At 55.7% G+C, this 15,347-nt stretch carries 13 protein-coding genes; 3 read left to right on the top strand and 10 right to left on the bottom strand.

Annotated elements, in window-relative coordinates; all coding sequences use genetic code 11:
* Window positions 1-3 precede the first annotated feature (3 nt).
* The 8 genes from QN378_RS11225 to QN378_RS11190 all read right to left on the bottom strand — a co-directional run bounded on the left by QN378_RS11225 (window position 4) and on the right by QN378_RS11190 (window position 8,517).
* Window positions 4-300 carry a hypothetical protein gene (locus QN378_RS11225; protein ID WP_323546838.1) on the bottom strand — a complete coding sequence of 99 codons (297 nt, stop codon included), beginning with the start codon at window positions 298-300 and terminating at the stop codon, window positions 4-6.
* Window positions 297-2,738, bottom strand: a complete 2,442-nt coding sequence (locus QN378_RS11220; RefSeq protein ID WP_323546840.1) for a toprim domain-containing protein — start codon at window positions 2,736-2,738, stop codon at window positions 297-299. Before QN378_RS11220 ends, QN378_RS11225 begins: the two co-directional genes overlap by 4 nt.
* 2 nt (window positions 2,739-2,740) lie before the next feature.
* Window positions 2,741-2,992 (bottom strand): hypothetical protein, encoded by a 252-nt coding sequence (locus QN378_RS11215; RefSeq protein ID WP_323546842.1) that lies wholly within the window; start codon window positions 2,990-2,992, stop codon window positions 2,741-2,743.
* Complete coding sequence (locus QN378_RS11210) at window positions 2,989-3,225, bottom strand: hypothetical protein (RefSeq protein ID WP_323546844.1); 237 nt, start codon at window positions 3,223-3,225, stop codon at window positions 2,989-2,991. Before QN378_RS11210 ends, QN378_RS11215 begins: the two co-directional genes overlap by 4 nt.
* Complete coding sequence (locus QN378_RS11205; RefSeq protein ID WP_323546920.1) at window positions 3,222-3,752, bottom strand: hypothetical protein; 531 nt, start codon at window positions 3,750-3,752, stop codon at window positions 3,222-3,224. Before QN378_RS11205 ends, QN378_RS11210 begins: the two co-directional genes overlap by 4 nt.
* A gap of 4 nt (window positions 3,753-3,756) precedes the next feature.
* Window positions 3,757-3,975, bottom strand: coding sequence for a DNA-binding protein (locus QN378_RS11200; RefSeq protein WP_323546845.1), 219 nt, complete (start codon window positions 3,973-3,975; stop codon window positions 3,757-3,759).
* Window positions 3,976-5,136: 1,161 nt separating this feature from the next.
* Window positions 5,137-6,564, bottom strand: coding sequence for a tyrosine-type recombinase/integrase (locus tag QN378_RS11195; RefSeq protein ID WP_323546847.1), 1,428 nt, complete (start codon window positions 6,562-6,564; stop codon window positions 5,137-5,139).
* 1,572 nt (window positions 6,565-8,136) lie between these two features.
* Window positions 8,137-8,517, bottom strand: coding sequence for a hypothetical protein (locus tag QN378_RS11190; protein ID WP_322205733.1), 381 nt, complete (start codon window positions 8,515-8,517; stop codon window positions 8,137-8,139).
* Between the two features lie 395 nt (window positions 8,518-8,912).
* Here QN378_RS11190 and QN378_RS11185 point away from each other — a divergent pair, with 395 nt between their 5' ends.
* Genes QN378_RS11185 through QN378_RS11175 form a run of 3 tightly spaced genes read left to right on the top strand, consistent with a single transcriptional unit; the run spans window position 8,913 to window position 12,611 of the window.
* A complete protein-coding gene (locus QN378_RS11185) occupies window positions 8,913-9,929 on the top strand; it encodes an iron ABC transporter substrate-binding protein (RefSeq protein ID WP_323546850.1) in 1,017 nt (338 codons plus the stop codon).
* A 4-nt stretch (window positions 9,930-9,933) separates the two neighbouring features.
* Window positions 9,934-11,562: an iron ABC transporter permease gene (locus QN378_RS11180; RefSeq protein ID WP_322205735.1), complete on the top strand. Its 1,629-nt coding sequence runs from the start codon at window positions 9,934-9,936 to the stop codon at window positions 11,560-11,562.
* On the top strand, window positions 11,559-12,611 hold the full coding sequence (locus tag QN378_RS11175) for an ABC transporter ATP-binding protein (protein ID WP_322205737.1): 1,053 nt from the start codon (window positions 11,559-11,561) through the stop codon (window positions 12,609-12,611). The genes QN378_RS11180 and QN378_RS11175 overlap by 4 nt, the downstream gene beginning before the upstream one ends.
* 83 nt (window positions 12,612-12,694) lie before the next feature.
* Here the strand turns inward: QN378_RS11175 and QN378_RS11170 are convergent, their stop codons facing one another.
* Entirely contained in the window at window positions 12,695-13,654 is a 960-nt protein-coding gene (locus QN378_RS11170; RefSeq protein WP_322205738.1) for a zinc-binding alcohol dehydrogenase family protein, read from the bottom strand.
* 301 nt (window positions 13,655-13,955) lie between these two features.
* Window positions 13,956-15,227 (bottom strand): OprD family outer membrane porin, encoded by a 1,272-nt coding sequence (locus QN378_RS11165; protein ID WP_322205739.1) that lies wholly within the window; start codon window positions 15,225-15,227, stop codon window positions 13,956-13,958.
* Window positions 15,228-15,347: the final 120 nt, after the last annotated feature.

Here is a 15,347-nt window from a genome sequence, read left to right as displayed (position 1 = left end):
CAGTCATGCCACATCTCCATCAGGCCAGCGCCACCGGACATTTTCCAAGGCTTCGTCTCTTGTCATTGGCTCAGGACTGATCATTGGGAATGGTTGGCGACCAGGAAGAAGCACCGACCAGGAACAGTGGCGGGCCAGCCCATCGTTGGCGGCTAGTTCGGCCAGCAGTTCGAGACGGTGTGCGCGGATGTATTTTTGTAGGTCGTCCGTGACCAGCGCCCGTGGCGACACCACCACCCGGTTCCCCTTCTTGCGGGTCGACAAACCGAACTGCGCCAGGTAGTCGATGGCGGTGCTCATATCGCCACCTCATCCTCGCCAACCTCAGCTTCTTCGGCAGCATCAGAAAAAGATACTTCCGGTTCCAATGTCCTGCATGTCCTAATGTCCTGCTGGCTGGTTGTTTTTTGATCGACTTTCAGGACGTCAGGACTTGCAGGACATTGCTTCGGCTTCTTTCTTTTTATCTCCCACTTAACCGCGCCGCCTACCTTGCCCAAGCATTTGCATTCAATGTCGAGCTGTCGCAGTGCAGGTGCCGCTCGGCGCAGGGCATCACCCAACCCCTTTGGCGAGCGCGGCCAAGAATCACAACCAGTCGGGCGGAACTGCTCCAGAGTCAAAAGGATCTCTTTGGCCGGGGCAGTCATGCCATAAGGACGCGCCTCGATCATGTCCACCACGGCGGCGGCTACCGGACTGGCATCGATGGTGCGGGACAAACTCTCCTGCCGACAGGCGTTAAACTCCTGCATGAAGTCCTCCGGCAATTGCCCAACTGCTTTGGCGACGGCCATACCCAAACGGGCGAACTCAATCAGGCGCGGACGTTCATCGGCGGGAATGCTCATCTGTGGCAGCAGCTCTAACGCCCTTGCCGTAATGTCGAGCAGTGCGCCCAGCAGCTTGGGGCGCTCAATCTCATATGCCCGCCACAGGTCGGTGACTTCCAACCGCTCGGTAATGACCGGAGTTTCGACAGTGATGGCTCGGTCCACCAGATCCTGCGCCGTGACTGCGGCACTGATGCCGTTGATGACGATTGGTCGTTTGACGTTAACGACTGATTCCTCTGTGTCGCTGTACAGCTTGCGCTTGGCGAATCCGCCCCCCGTCGCCAGCACACACAATGCGTCCTGCATCGGTCCAGGCAAGTGACTGACGTTCTCGTAACTGACCAGGCAGCACGCACCAGCGGACACGAAAATATCCTCGACCGATTTCGGCGCGCCTCGAAGGTCGCAGGCGTTCGGGTCGATCAGTCGGCGCAGTGCAATCTGGGTCGTACTCTTTGCACTGCCCTGCTCCCCGAGAAGCTCCAAAAGTGGATACGGCGTGTCAGGGCGCAAGCATTCGATCAGCCAGGACAGCACCAACAGTCGAGAACCGTGTGGAATGTTGGCGACGCGCCAAAGCGGTTCGATTGATCCACCGGCCACCGGATCGGGCAGCGGCTGCGCAGACTCCTGCCGGACGAACATCGCAGGCGGTGATTCGATGATCTCCCAAGTCGCCGGAGTGATTCGAACTGCGCGGCTACTGCCAGGCACGGCGAGGTCGAGGAAGTATTCCCCGTTCGCGCCAGCGGTTCGCAGGTGAATGTCCAGGCACTCACCATGGAAGCGACCCAGACCCGCCAAAGTACCCAGCGCCTCGCGCAGTGACTGGTCCCGAGGTGCTTTTCCGGTATCTTGGTAAAATCCCGCCAATAGACAGTCACGGAACTGACGCGAGGCCAGATTGCGCACTTCGCCTGACTTCATATCACGGGTGTACACGTCTTTATTCTGGTCGTGGAATAACTCAAACCGCTGCTCGACATATTTGACCAACAGAGACGCTTGGCTCTGTTTTTCGTCGTCTTCGTCAGGGTCAGCCAGCGGTGTGTCGACCTCGGCAGCGATATCTAGCAACTCCAGCAACTTCTGGAGCTGCTCGACCGTTCCGCCCGCGTCCAACCAGTCCGAAACGTCGCCTTTTTCCGGCAGACCCGGCAAGTGGACAACCCGCACCATCGCGCCAACAGAATTGAGCGCTGCGGACACCTTCACCGCGTGCTTGCGTCCCGGCTCATCGTTGTCCGGCAGAATGACCACCCGACGCTCCCGGAAAAGCTCCGACAGCTCGGCGGGCCAATTCCCGGCCCCACCAGCATTGCAAGTAGCCACAAGCCCCAGCGACACCAGCCGATCAGCATCTTTTTCACCCTCCACGATATAGATAGTCGCGTTCAACGCCGCCAGTAGGTCGGGCAGACGATACGGGACCTTGCGAATACCCTTTACTGACCAGGACCAACCACTGCCGGCAGGGCAGCGCTGCCGAAAGTCTTTAGGCTCGAAGCGGACCACCTGGGACAACAGCGCGCCGTTCTCATCGACGTAGCTGTACCAAGCGACCTCCTTCCGTTTGAATGGCGGAACATCAGCGAGACGCGGAATTGAACTCGGCTCCCTCAGTCCGTTTTTTTCCAGCCAAGCCATTTGCTCGGCGCGACCGATGATTCCGGTCTCCCTTTCGATCAGGTCCAGGACACCGCCTCCCTCGCCGGCTTCGTGCGAATGCCATACACCCTTTTCCAGGTCCACCGCCAACGATCCGTTAGTGCCAAACCGCAGCTCGTTTGCCTTGCTCAGTGTGGCGTTCGGTTCGCCCAAAAAGTGACGGGCTACTGCCTCAATCACTTTCTCCAGGCCAAACGATCCCGCCAGCGCAGATGCGCCGCTTTGAATTTTCATGTTTAGGCCCTTAGGTCGATTTTATCGAGGCGCTGGTTAAAGCTCTTGATGTCAGATTCAAGAAGGCTTTGATAATCACCAGCCAAGTATTGGACGACGCCAGCCAAGCGCTGGGCGTGCTGGCTATGACCTGCTTTGAGCGTGACGCCGATAGCCCAGCTCAAAGAGTCAAACCAATCTAGATATTCCTTGGCAACCTGGAGTTGATCGAGAGCTTCGTTGGCAACGTTGGTGACTTCTGTAGAGGTAATCATTTCCGCACCTCCGATTCGGCCTTGCCGCAAAGGTCAAACCCCGCGTCACGAACCAAGGCGGCGATAGAGCTCACCGCGCAGGTCAAGCCATACGCCTGGGAGTCACTGAGGCCATGTTCGCTGCCGTCAAGGCCTAGCAGATTGGCGAGCGTTTCGAGCGCCAGGCCGGCAGTGGCCAAGCGGTTGCCGTGATCGTCGGCAGTGTGGGCGAGTGTTCCGTATTGGAAAGTCATTTCGCCACCGCCTGAGCTTCGAGGCTGCGGGCAATTTCCATTTGTGCGTTATAGCGTTTCAATCTGACGCTGAGGCTGGAATCGGCATGAAGCGCCGCGATTGCCATCGCACGGTGTGCGGCGGCTTTGCTGGATGTTACAGACGGATTTTGGGCGTGATTCGACATCAGGTCGGTTCCATTTTGAAGATAGGAACCGCCACGAACCCTACTACAGGTTTGGGTGGCGGAACGTGCGGCGTTAGTAGTCGGGTTGCTCTCGGTCAAAATGGAAGCCGAAAGGCCCGCACCGCACGTCCCACCATAAAGAGAAACTGAGGGCGTAAAAAAGCCCCAACTCTTGAGGGGGCGCGACTGCGCCATTTTGATAGAGGTATTGCCCCGGCTACTACACCGGGCCGTGGCTTGTGCCATGACTTGCGGAAGACGATACATGCTGACTCGCCCTGAGACAAGCGCCATCACGTTCGTTTTATTCAGGCAAGCCGATTGCGTACCTGCATCGACGCAGGATTGATTAATCATCATGGGATTAAGCCTCCCGGCGAATCAGAAAGGCCTCGACTGGCACCGGGTCCCAGCGAACGGACCGGCCAAAGCGGATCGGCTCAGGAAAGCCCGGAGTCTTCGACCAGCGCCACCATGTAGCGCGACTGACTTGGTATTTGGCACAGAGCTGGGCAGCGGTAGCGCGTGCACCAGGTATAGGCAGGTTGGGTGTATCGATACCGCGAGCGACAATTGACATCATTGGGTATTACTCGGTCTAGAGCTCAAATTAGCCGAGAGAGAGCGCGAACTGAATCCACCAGATCCTGCAGTCAGATCGAAGTAGCCAACCGTCGGACATTGCACTACTGCATAGACACACAGTATTGCGAAATATGCCCTCCGGTAATACAGTTCGTATTGAAGCCCCTGAAAATGCTTCTCCCCCTCGGGGTGTGTGCTGGCCTAGCCGGTATGCAGAGGACGCTGAAACGTCCTTTCTCGAGCAGCCCCTGGAGATCGAAGACCAGGGGCTTTTTCATGGCTGCAATTCCAACTGTCAGCAATTCTATCAATATCAGCCATCGACACTCTTGGCGTTTCATTTATAGACAGAATGCCTTGGGCGTGGTCGCATAGTAACGGGCGCACTCAAAAAACGGCAACAGTATTTTTAAAGGTAACGTGCGGATAACTTCATGAAACTCGCACATATCGTTTCTGCAACTACTGCCCAAGAAGCGCCAACACGTACCAACTCGTCTCAATACGTTCGTTTACGTACATCAATCCAGTGGGCCGGAAGCGAAAACCAAGCCATTACCGTTCGTCGGGATAGGGCTTAATGCCCTACGGACGGGGGTCCCAGGGGGCCTAATGAGGCCCTCGCAATGTTTTTTCGGGGTCTCACCAAGCATCGTAACCGGACTCGATTAATAATCCGCGACACGTTTTCGTTATTCGCAAAACGTGTCGGCAAACTATTATTAAATTCGTGACTTATGACCGTGACGGATATTTTTACAGTTTAACGGGCCTCACACTTATACTGGTCAGGAACGCTATTAGGCACCGTTGATGCCGGTTAAGGACCGTTATTCCCTCCCGTTCTCTATTATTCTCGTTATTCCTGATCAATGGAACTTCCACATAGTTCAACACAGTTCAACATAACACCGCATGAACCCACATGAACCCACGTTGAGTCCGCCACCTTCCGCTGCGTTCCGCTGTCTTCCGCCAATAGCAGGATTGGGACACGGGACTTCTGGGACATTAATCGGCTTCTTTCTTTTTCTGGGCGCGGCCTAGCATCCTGAGTTGATCAAAAAGAGACCAATTAGCAGGACATTAGGACTTGCAGGACATTGGGTCGGGGATTTTCTTTTTCAGATTCGGGTCATCAGCACGACTTTGACGACATTCACGACATTGAATCGGTGATTCTCTTTTTCCGGCGCGAGATGGAAAGCACGTTTCCGGCGTCCTTGGCTTCCCCCAGCACCTTCGCCAAAGCTCGGTCGAATAGCTCGATAGCACGACGTTTTTCTGGCAGCGCTGCCTCGGGATTGTTTCGGTAATGCTTGGAGACAACGCCCGTCTGGCCGTGCGCTTGCAGCAGGTCAGATAGACGATCATCCACGCCATGCTTCTGCATCAACTGCGTGCACGTTCGACGCAGGTCTCGCGGCGAAAAGTTAGGGAGTTGTGCGCCATCGATGACCGCGTGCTTTGATGTCAGCCAGTCAGCGACGGCATGAGTGGGACTGCTGATGACAAATGGTTGCTTGCCGTGAGTAGTCCAGGGCCACAGATGATCGCCGTTGATCTTCTGCACGCACCTCATAAGCACAACGGCGCGCTCGGTCAGCGGGACCAGATGCGGCCGGCTCATTGTTTGCCCACCTCTCCCCTTGCGATGGGCCAGTAGAACCGTGCCGGCTTCAAGGTCGTAGTCCGCCCAGGGGGTTTCAATGATGTTCTTGATACGCTGGCCACCGGTGGCGATCACAAACTTGAACAGCAGCGCCATGACCGGGCCAATTCCCTCCGTACTTTGGATGGTTTCCCAGAACTGGCGCAGCTCAGTATCTGAGAGCGCCCGCTCGATCGGGGCAGATACCTTTTCGACTTTCACCATGGCGGCCGGGTTTAGCTCTAGGCTGTAGACCTTCGAGTTGGAGCGACCAACCACGCTCTCGACTGTCAGACCGTGATTGAACGCCGCCACAAGGAAAGAGCGCATACGATCAGCCTGAACCTTTGAGCCGCGCGCCCAGATCGGATTAAGGATGATAAGGATGTGGTCGGCACGGATGTCCCGCGCCTTCATTTGTATGATTGTTGGGTGTGGCTCTTTCAGGTTGGTCTTGAATAGCCGCTCCAGCTCCTTGACGACTCCTGGAGTGGCCTTCCCCCTGCGGTCTTCTATGTAATCGAGGAACAGATCCCCGAGGGTGCCGCGTGATGCTTCAATTTCAGCCAGGCGCTGGCGCTCAAGACGCGCAACTTCCACTGATTCGGCAGCGGCGATCTTCTCGGCTTCAGCCGACGCTTTCTGCTCGACTTGGCACTCCAGGTACTTGACCAGTCCGCCGGCGGCAGCAACATCGAGGGAGACTCGCAGGGCTTCGGCGCGCATATCATCAAGAACGCGCTCATCCGTGCCGGCCTTCGGTTTCTTGGTAAGCGTCCCGAGCGATAAGCGCTTGTCACTTTCCGGCGTCCGCTCTCGGTAATAGGCCAGAATTGCCCCGGATGCTTTGCGCTCCAGCAGCAAAGTACCCTTGCCGCGAGAACCAACCGGCTCAGATTGCCGGGTCTTCACCGCATAGGCTTCCATCTCGGTCATGCGTGTGCGCTTAGCCATCTCTTTCCCGTTTTCCCCGTTCGTTCCCCGTTTCTCATGCAAAGGTAGGCTAACGGGTGAAACGTAGAAAGACAACGAAGCGGATGAAAGCCCCGTAAACACTGGTTACTGCGGGATAGGGGATACCCTATGAAACGGGGAAAAACATCAAAGCAAACCGCTTGTAATCAGTAGTTCCCGAGTTCGACTCTTGGTGCCGGCACCATATCTCGAAGCCCCGCTACGCGGGGCTTTTTGGTTTCTGGGGTTTAATAAACCCACGCTCGTTTCCGCTTAAACGCCCACAAAGTGTCCACACCGGGCAGACGCCTCAAGATTGGCGGCTGCGTCTGGATTAACGCTTGGCCAATTTCGATCGCTCTTTTCTTCAGGGATGGGTTATACGTTTCGGATATCGCTGAAGGAGAGACCTTTACTTATCAAGATGCTCGTATGGCAACCAATGAAAGTATTGGCAAGCTCGATGAGCTTTCAGAGTTCGCTTGACCGGGCGAAACACCTGCTGAGCGCGATTAAATGCGTCGCCTAGGAAAGGCGGGTGAAGGGCCGCAACATTCAGTAGACGTAGCCTTAACCCTAGGCTGACTGTTACAAGTTTGAGTTCAGTACGGAATAGTTTGACCCAGAAAAGAATGATCTACAGCCCGGAATATGCGCAAATCGCACTCACAGTCCTGCTCTTTGACGAATCTATGAGGCGAGCGACCGTAGCGTCATCCCGATAGCGCGTTCGTGTGACATCGACACTCATCCCAGCGCTCACGACTTGGGAAGGCTATTTGACTGAAGGCAAATCCTGCGCGATCTATTTCTCTAATATGCTGTGCCGACGCAATTGGCGAACTTCATTGCCAATTTATGAAGGCTACAAAATCAACTTAAGTAGACGGTCTGTGCGCAAGTGTTCACTGCAAATAACAGGGCCAACAGCGTCCCGAAGAGCACTTTCCTTCTGTTTGCGAGTCGGATAAATCGGATACCGGTAAGCAAGGTCGACCATCTTTTTTGTTTCAAGTCTCAGTTTCTGGTCCTGCGCTTGACGGTCCACAACTTGGTAAACGCGAGCTTTGGGCATTCCGGCTTGCCTGGCCCTCATGAAACCAGTCAAAAGCTTGTGGTTTCTGCTGCATGGATCCGTGTTTTGTTTGAATTCGCTTGCTTGCACAGCGAATGAAATCGACAAGGCTGCCAATAGAAATATCACTCTCATTCGCTGCCTCTGGCAGATGAAGGCGTTTTAGCACCACCTTAAGATTTGGCCATCGCCCGTCGTATAGATAACTCCGGGAATAAAAAACCCGCATTAGTGGACGGGCTTTTCGCTCAATCCCCTAGACGCATAGAGGGCATATGGCGCGGGGTAACGTCTCCCTTTTGCCTATCATTGTCAATGTGAACTTCAGACGGCATCGCCGATCAGTTGCTACTGTTCAATCTCCGTGACATGCACCTCGGCACCCTCCAGATGAAGGAGTGGCTAGCCCACATTCAAGCTCTCAATAGCCCAAACGGGTATCTCACTGCGCTTATAGCCGCTTCATAAAAAGCCAACCGTTACTCTGCACCCACAAAATAATCGGGTCGCTTGGCCGTCTGCGAGATATCTCTGTACGTCTTGTCATCTGTAGCCGCCAGCAATTTCTTGCCGTCCTTTAGCGTTACCCAGAACGTAATCTCCGTCTGCTCATTCGCCAAAATAATCCCCGCCGCGGCTCCGAAAGGGCCTAGCACTAACGCGCCAGCCAACCCGAGGCTAATCGCGTCTTCAAGCTTTTTGTTCGATCCGGTAGTGGCAATTTCCAAGGACTTAACGGATGAAATCGGAATCGTAATTCCGGGCCATGGGTGGAGGGAGGTTTCGACAGTGATGAGGCCCGAATGGTAATCGCCCTCACCTTGGAGAAAGTCGCCTGCGAGAACTTTGATTTTGGCCATTTTTATATCTCTCCTGCGTCAGGTGGAGAACTTGTCCGCTTGATTTTGCCGCCCCATTTTCATTAGGGTCAACGGGTGGTGGACGAACTGCAGCCCTTACCAACCGGCGGTCGTGACGAAACGTTTCAGCACGTAAAAGCCGCATGTCGAATTAATGCTGGCGATGATGCGCACCCCGTATGTCGCATTCGGTATCCCCCGGTGGTTTGTGCGTACCCGCCGTCAGCGCCAGCTCTGCAGGGGCTTATGGAAAATACGAAGCGTGCAAGGACGACTTGGTTACCGATGCAAGCGCTGATGTTAATGCAAGCAATTCTTATTGCTGTATGATCAGCGTGCCTGCGACAAGGGAACTCCCAACAGGCGCTTTTCTAATTTTGCGGAGCTGCTTCACTATGACTTCCCGTATCCCCTCTTTTGCCAGAATGGCCCTTCTTGCTACCTCCCTTGTGGCTACCGGCAGCGTATTTGCCGCGCCGAGCGCTGACGGCATCACTGTCTACAACGCACAGCACGAGAGCCTGACCCGAGCATGGGTTGATGGTTTCACCCACGAAACCGGCATCAAAGTTACCGTGCGTAATGGCGACGACAGTGAGCTTGGCAACCAGATCATTCAGGAAGGCGCAGTCTCCCCGGCCGACGTGTTCTTGACAGAAAACTCCCCCGCTATAGCGCTGGTCGATAGCGCCGGTTTGTTCGCTCCAGTGACGCCGACTACCTTGGCCCAAGTAGACTCGGCTTATCGCCCGGCTCACGGCAAGTGGATAGGCATCGCGGCGCGTTCGACTGTGTTTGTTTACAACAAAGACAAAATGACTGCGGCTGATATGCCCAAGTCGTTGCTTGATCTGGCTAACCCTAGCTGGAAAGGCCGTTGGGCCGCTTCGCCGTCTGGCGCAGACTTCCAGGCCATCGTAAGCGCCCTGCTTGAGCAGAAAGGCGAAGTGGCGACGCTAAATTGGTTAAAAGCGATGAAAACCAACTCCACTGCGTTCCGTGGAAACGGGTCTGTAATGAAAGCGGTAAACGCCGGTCAAATCGACAGCGGTCTGATTTATCACTACTACCCAATGGTTGATCAATCAAAAACCGGGGAAAACAGCAATAAAATTGGTTTGTACTACTTCAAACACAAAGACCCGGGCGCGTTCGTCAGCATTTCTGGTGGTGGGGTCTTAGCGTCCAGCAAACATAAAGAAGAAGCTCAGGCTTTCTTGAAGTGGATCACCGGCAACGAAGGTCAAGCGATCCTGAAAAACGGCAGCTCGTTTGAATACGCCGTGGGCAAGGGCGCAGCGTCTAATCCCAAACTGACCCCGCTCGCCGAACTGGATGCACCCCTCGTAGACGCTTCCAAACTCGACAGCAAAAAAGTTGTTGAACTGATGACTAAAGCCGGGCTGCTGTAACGTCATGACGGAGCACATTTCAAGTGTCGTAGCCGAGGCATCGGAAGTTGTCGGAGTGACCGCGAAGGTCATTCCAGCCTCCACCCGTCAAGGCCGACCCCGCTCACCCGTTGGCCGTCCTGCTACATGGATTGTCGTGGCGTCCGTCCTCGTTTCATTGTTGGCGTTGTTACCCCTTGGATTCGTGGTCGGCATTTCTTTTCAGACCGGCTGGGCCACTATCGTGGAGCTGGTCTTTCGCCCCAGAGTCGGAGAACTGCTGGTTAATACCGTGTTATTAGTCGTACTCACGGTGCCCTTGTGCGTGGTACTTGGCGTGGCACTGGCATGGCTGACTGAGCGCAGCGACCTACCTTTCAGACGCGCTTGGTCATTACTCGCTGTCGCTCCCCTGGCCGTGCCGGCTTTTGTACACAGCTACGCCTGGGTCAGTCTCGTGCCATCGATTCACGGACTGTTTGCCGGGGTATTGGTCTCGGTCATTGCCTATTTCCCTTTTCTTTATCTGCCGGCCGCTGCTGCATTGCGCCGGCTTGATCCAGGCATCGAGGACGTAGCGGAGTCTCTGGGTTTAAAACCCTGGGCAGTGTTTTTCCGCGTAGTGTTGCCGCAGTTACGCCTAGCAATATGGGGCGGATCGCTACTGGTCGGGTTGCACTTACTGGCCGAGTACGGCCTTTACGCTATGGTGCGTTTTGACACGTTCACCACAGCGATTTTCGATCAGTTCCAGTCATCCTTTAATGGCCCTGCCGCGAATATGCTAGCCGGGGTTCTAGCGCTGTGCTGCCTCGCGATGCTGACCTTTGAATCGGCAACCCGAGGCAAAGCTCGTTATGCGCGGGTTGGCTCAGGCAGCGCACGTCCGCAACGGGTCTGCACCTTGGGCCGCAAAACTACTACCTTGGCGATGCTATTGCCCATTGCGGCAACTGCGCTGGCGTTGGGCGTGCCGCTGATTACTTTGGGGAAATGGCTGATAGCGGGCGGAGCAGCCGTTTGGCGCATGGATACTCTTCTTCCGGCGCTGGAGCAGACGTTGGTACTGGCCAGCACTGGCGCCATCCTTACTACCTGCGCGGCGATCCCCATTGCATGGCTGTCAGTTCGTTCACCGGGGCGCTTGCATCGCCTGTTAGAAAGCTGCAATTACATCACCAGCTCGCTGCCCGGCATCGTCGTCGCCTTGGCCCTGGTAACTGTCACCATCAAGTTCGCCCGACCGATTTATCAAACGGCAATCACCGTACTGCTGGCTTACATGCTGATGTTCTTGCCCAGGGCGTTGGTCAATCTGCGCGCGGGTATTGCTCAAGCGCCGGTGGAATTGGAAAATATGGCCCGCAGCCTTGGCCGCTCGCCGTTCCAAGCGCTAAGGGTGATTACCCTGCGACTTGCTTCACCTGGTGCTGCCGCTGGTGTCGCCCTGGTGTTCCTCGCGATTACTAACGAATTAACGGCTACCTTACTGCTCGCGCCAAACGGCACGCGCACACTAGCGACAGGTTTCTGGGCCATGACCAGCGAAATCGACTACGCGGCTGCGGCGCCTTACGCACTGATCATGGTCCTGCTGTCGCTTCCGCTAACGGCGCTTCTCTACTATCAATCCAAACGCACGGCAGGCCGATGAGCTCACTTGAATTAAACGCTGTCTGCAAATCCTTTGGTTCGTTGCCGGCTGTAGATAACGTCAGCTTGTCAGTGCCTAAAGGCAGTCGCACCGCCATCGTTGGTCCTTCCGGCTCGGGTAAAACGACGCTGCTCAGAATGATCGCTGGCTTCGAGTTCCCCGACTCAGGCAGCATCACGCTGAACGGTACGCCACTGGTAGACGGCCCGACCGAAGTGCCGGCTCATCAGCGTTTGATCGGCTACGTCCCACAAGACGGCGCGCTGTTCCCGCACATGACGATCGCTGCCAACATCGGCTTCGGATTGCCCGGTAACGCCGCGTCGAAACAGCAGCGCATTCACGAATTGATGGACATGGTTGCGCTTGACACCCGCATGCTGCAGAGCTGGCCCCACGAACTCTCGGGCGGCCAACAGCAACGTGTCGCACTCGCCCGCGCTTTAGCTCAACGGCCGAAATTGATGCTTCTGGATGAACCCTTTTCCGCCCTCGACACCGGCTTGCGGGCGTCCATGCGCAAGGCCGTCGCCAAGCTGCTCTCGGACGCCGGGGTGACCACCATTCTTGTGACGCATGATCAGGCCGAGGCTCTGTCATTCGCTAATCAATTGGCTGTTATGCGTCACGGAAAACTGATTCAGGTCGGGCCGCCAATGGACCTTTACCTGCGACCTCGCGACGAAGAAACCGCGTATTTTCTCGGCGACGCGGTGGTGTTACCGGCCATGATTGAAGGGGGTTGGGCTACGTGCGAACTGGGCCGAATTCCGGTATCAGATGGCGCGTTTCGAGGTACCGAACACATCATGCTGCGTCCGGAACAGATCGAACTCTCGGCCGCCCCTGCATCAGGCGAAGAGTGCTTGGGCGTGGTCACCGACAGTGACTTTGGCGGCAACGCGTGCCTGTTGACAGTCCAATTGAAGACCGCCTCGCCTGCGCGGGCGTTGTTGGTTCGTAGTTCGAGCATCCACGCGCCAATGGTGGGGAGCACAGTGGGGATTAGAGTTATCGGGCGCGGGCATGTGCTGGATAACGCTCTCTGACATCGCGCATCATTGATGGCTAGCAAGGAAGGAAGGCATATTTGGGCATCAACTATGCCTCCCTTTCTCTTGGGTCAGTTACTTCAAAGCACAAACACCACCTTATCCGCGCCGCCCTTATTCACCTCCTCATACCGCGCCAATCCTTCGTTCAACGGCGATTCCAAAATCCCGGTAGGCAACGGCAGCAAGCCTTCATCAAAGAACCGCCCGAACTGATTGAGCATCCCGGCGCAGGCTTCAGTTCCATAGAGCAGCGTGTTGATCCCCACTACCGAACCGCCTTTGCGATACAACGCTAAGGCCGGCATCTGCACGTGACCGTCCACCGGGGCCGCAATGATCGCAATACGGCCAAACGCGGCCAAGGCGGAAACGGCAGCAGGAAGCCAAAAACCCGTGGTATCGAAGATGACGTCGGCACCACCGGGAAAGACCTCGTTGACTTGGGCGCCGAGGTCTTCGTGTTTGTCCAAGAGGATGGCATCGACACCGTCTGCTTTCAGTGCCTTGATCTGCTCGGGACGACGCACCGCGCCGAGTACTTGGGCGCCGAGAATTTTGCCGAACGCCAGGGCCGCGCTACCCACTGCACCGTTGGCACCAATAACCAAAAGACGGGTGCCAGACGTGACGAGGCTACGCTCGAGGGCGTTCCACGCGGTAGTAAACGGTACGCCAAGGCTGGCGGCCTGGACAAAGCTCAAAGCTTCGGGTTTGAGCGCGACACCGTTGGCCGGCAGCGTCAGATATTCAGCATGGGAGCCGTCGCGGAGGAAGCCTGGCTCTCTTCCGGTGCCCCAGACTTCCTGGCCGAGCAATGCCTGCGGACCTTCGACGACGACGCCTGCAAAATCCCGACCGGGAATGCGCGGCATCGTGGTGTAGGGAAAACGACCGAGGACGTTTTTCACATCACTGGGGTTGAGCCCGGCGGCTTTTATCTGGATCAGCACTTCGTTTTCGGCAGGCACGGGTTGAGCAACGTCTACGTACTCCAGCGCCGCGAGGTCGCCAGTTTTTGCAAATTGCAGGGCTTTCATGAGGGCTCCATAAGCGAGGGGTTAACGAGTGAATGGCGACTGTAACTAAGTGTCTGGAGTTTGCAGGGTCGCAGCAATCGCCCGACGCAGGTAGATGCCGCGCATCTCAAGGAAAATTATTTATTTCATTCAATAGGTTATGACTGGCTGATCAGACCAACTTGTTAGCGAGACTGAAGCTACTCGCCGCCTCGCGAACGAGTTGGCTCAAAAATATCAGGGCGAAAGCCTAACCATCAACACTAATAAAAAACGCCCCGCTTGGGGCGTTTCATTCAACAGTGCTTCACACGCTCACGCGTTAAAAAATGCTGATTGGGTAATCAACGAAGACTCTGGTTTCGTTACCTTCGCTGTTGTAAGCACTGGCGTTGTCAGAGACGCGCAAGAACGAGTTCCGCAAACGCACCGAGAGGTTTTTCGCCGGGCCACTTTGCACAACGTATTTCAGTTGGCTGAAGATTTCGCGCTCTTGCCCGGCGCCTCGGCCAGTGCCGTCGTCGATATTGGTGCCCCGAACATACGCGGTGTGGTAGGTCAGGCCGGGCAGCAAAAGGCCGCCGAGGTCGATGCCGTAACCCAACTGCCAAGAGCGTTCATCTTTGCCGTTGAAGTCGGACCAGTAAGAGTTGGCGAGATAGATCGTGTTGCCGCCGTCACCGGTGCCACCCGCATTGCGATAGCCGCCGTATGCGTAGCCGATATCGCCGGTGCTGCGCTGGTGGGCGATAGTAAATGAGTGGATACCCCGAGCGTAAGTCGCGGCCAGGCTCCAGATTTTGTTGTCGCGTGCATTATCGACCGCAAAATCTCTATCCAGCTTGGTTTTATAGCCATTGAAATCGAACGTCAGCGACTGGTCTTTCTCGATGGCAAACACATAGTTCAGATTGATGTATTGCTTCTTCAATACGTCTTCGTCGTTAGAGCCATAAAAAGCGGCGCTGAAGGCGTCGGTGAACTTGTAGCTACCGCCATAGACATTGATCGACTTCAGACCGCCGCTGTCACGGCCTTCGGCGCTTTTACGCGACTCGGCGGTAAAGTGGCCGGCGTTCAGTTCAAGGCCGTTGATTTCTTTGGAGGTAATGAACGTGCCGGTATAGCTCTCGGACAATAAGCGCGAATTGTCGTAACTCAGTACCGGCAGTTCCGGCATCTGGTCGCCGTACTTGATCACGGTATTGGAGAAACGCGCCTTGATTGCGCCACCGCCTTTAGACAAATCGTCAGCGGCATTGCCATTGCTGTCTTTTTTGAAGAAGTCGATACCGCCAGCACCGCTTCGGCCTTTGCCGCCGTCGAGTCGCAATGCGTACTCGGCAAAGGCATCAATACCGAAGCCAATCGTGCCTTGGGTGAAGCCCGACGCAAAGTTAGCGATGACCGACTGGCCCCACTCAGCTTTATCCTGCTGGCCGTCTTTGTAATCGCGATTGATGTAGGCGTTGCGCAACGCCAGATTCAGGCTGCTGTCGTCGACAAAACCCTTGGAGTCATCCTGCCCACTGGCCATCGCCTGAGTAGCGCCTATGACGCTTAGTGCGATCATGCCAATACGTAGCTTCAACATCTTGTTTTCCTTATTACGAATTGATCACGCGCTGTGGCTCGCGCCTAACAGGCGTTTGCGGCCTTCACGTCTGGTCAAAAAAGACAGACTCACAAGACCCGCACGAAATCATCGCAGTGG

Origin of the sequence: Pseudomonas sp. 10S5 (assembly GCF_035019745.1) — a bacterium.
Taxonomy (GTDB): Bacteria; Pseudomonadota; Gammaproteobacteria; order Pseudomonadales; family Pseudomonadaceae; genus Aquipseudomonas.
Note: the sequence above shows the minus strand (reverse complement) of the source record. Positions and strands in the feature narration are given on the sequence as shown.

Coding starts and splice junctions, on each gene's coding strand:
- QN378_RS11225 (WP_323546838.1), bottom strand. CDS start 300: ATGAGCACCGCCATCGACTACCTGGCGCAGTTCGGTTTGTCGACCCGC.
- QN378_RS11220 (WP_323546840.1), bottom strand. CDS start 2,738: ATGAAAATTCAAAGCGGCGCATCTGCGCTGGCGGGATCGTTTGGCCTG.
- QN378_RS11215 (WP_323546842.1), bottom strand. CDS start 2,992: ATGATTACCTCTACAGAAGTCACCAACGTTGCCAACGAAGCTCTCGAT.
- QN378_RS11210 (WP_323546844.1), bottom strand. CDS start 3,225: ATGACTTTCCAATACGGAACACTCGCCCACACTGCCGACGATCACGGC.
- QN378_RS11205 (WP_323546920.1), bottom strand. CDS start 3,752: ATGATGATTAATCAATCCTGCGTCGATGCAGGTACGCAATCGGCTTGC.
- QN378_RS11200 (WP_323546845.1), bottom strand. CDS start 3,975: ATGATGTCAATTGTCGCTCGCGGTATCGATACACCCAACCTGCCTATA.
- QN378_RS11195 (WP_323546847.1), bottom strand. CDS start 6,564: ATGACCGAGATGGAAGCCTATGCGGTGAAGACCCGGCAATCTGAGCCG.
- QN378_RS11190 (WP_322205733.1), bottom strand. CDS start 8,517: ATGGCCAAAATCAAAGTTCTCGCAGGCGACTTTCTCCAAGGTGAGGGC.
- QN378_RS11185 (WP_323546850.1), top strand. CDS start 8,913: ATGACTTCCCGTATCCCCTCTTTTGCCAGAATGGCCCTTCTTGCTACC.
- QN378_RS11180 (WP_322205735.1), top strand. CDS start 9,934: ATGACGGAGCACATTTCAAGTGTCGTAGCCGAGGCATCGGAAGTTGTC.
- QN378_RS11175 (WP_322205737.1), top strand. CDS start 11,559: ATGAGCTCACTTGAATTAAACGCTGTCTGCAAATCCTTTGGTTCGTTG.
- QN378_RS11170 (WP_322205738.1), bottom strand. CDS start 13,654: ATGAAAGCCCTGCAATTTGCAAAAACTGGCGACCTCGCGGCGCTGGAG.
- QN378_RS11165 (WP_322205739.1), bottom strand. CDS start 15,227: ATGTTGAAGCTACGTATTGGCATGATCGCACTAAGCGTCATAGGCGCT.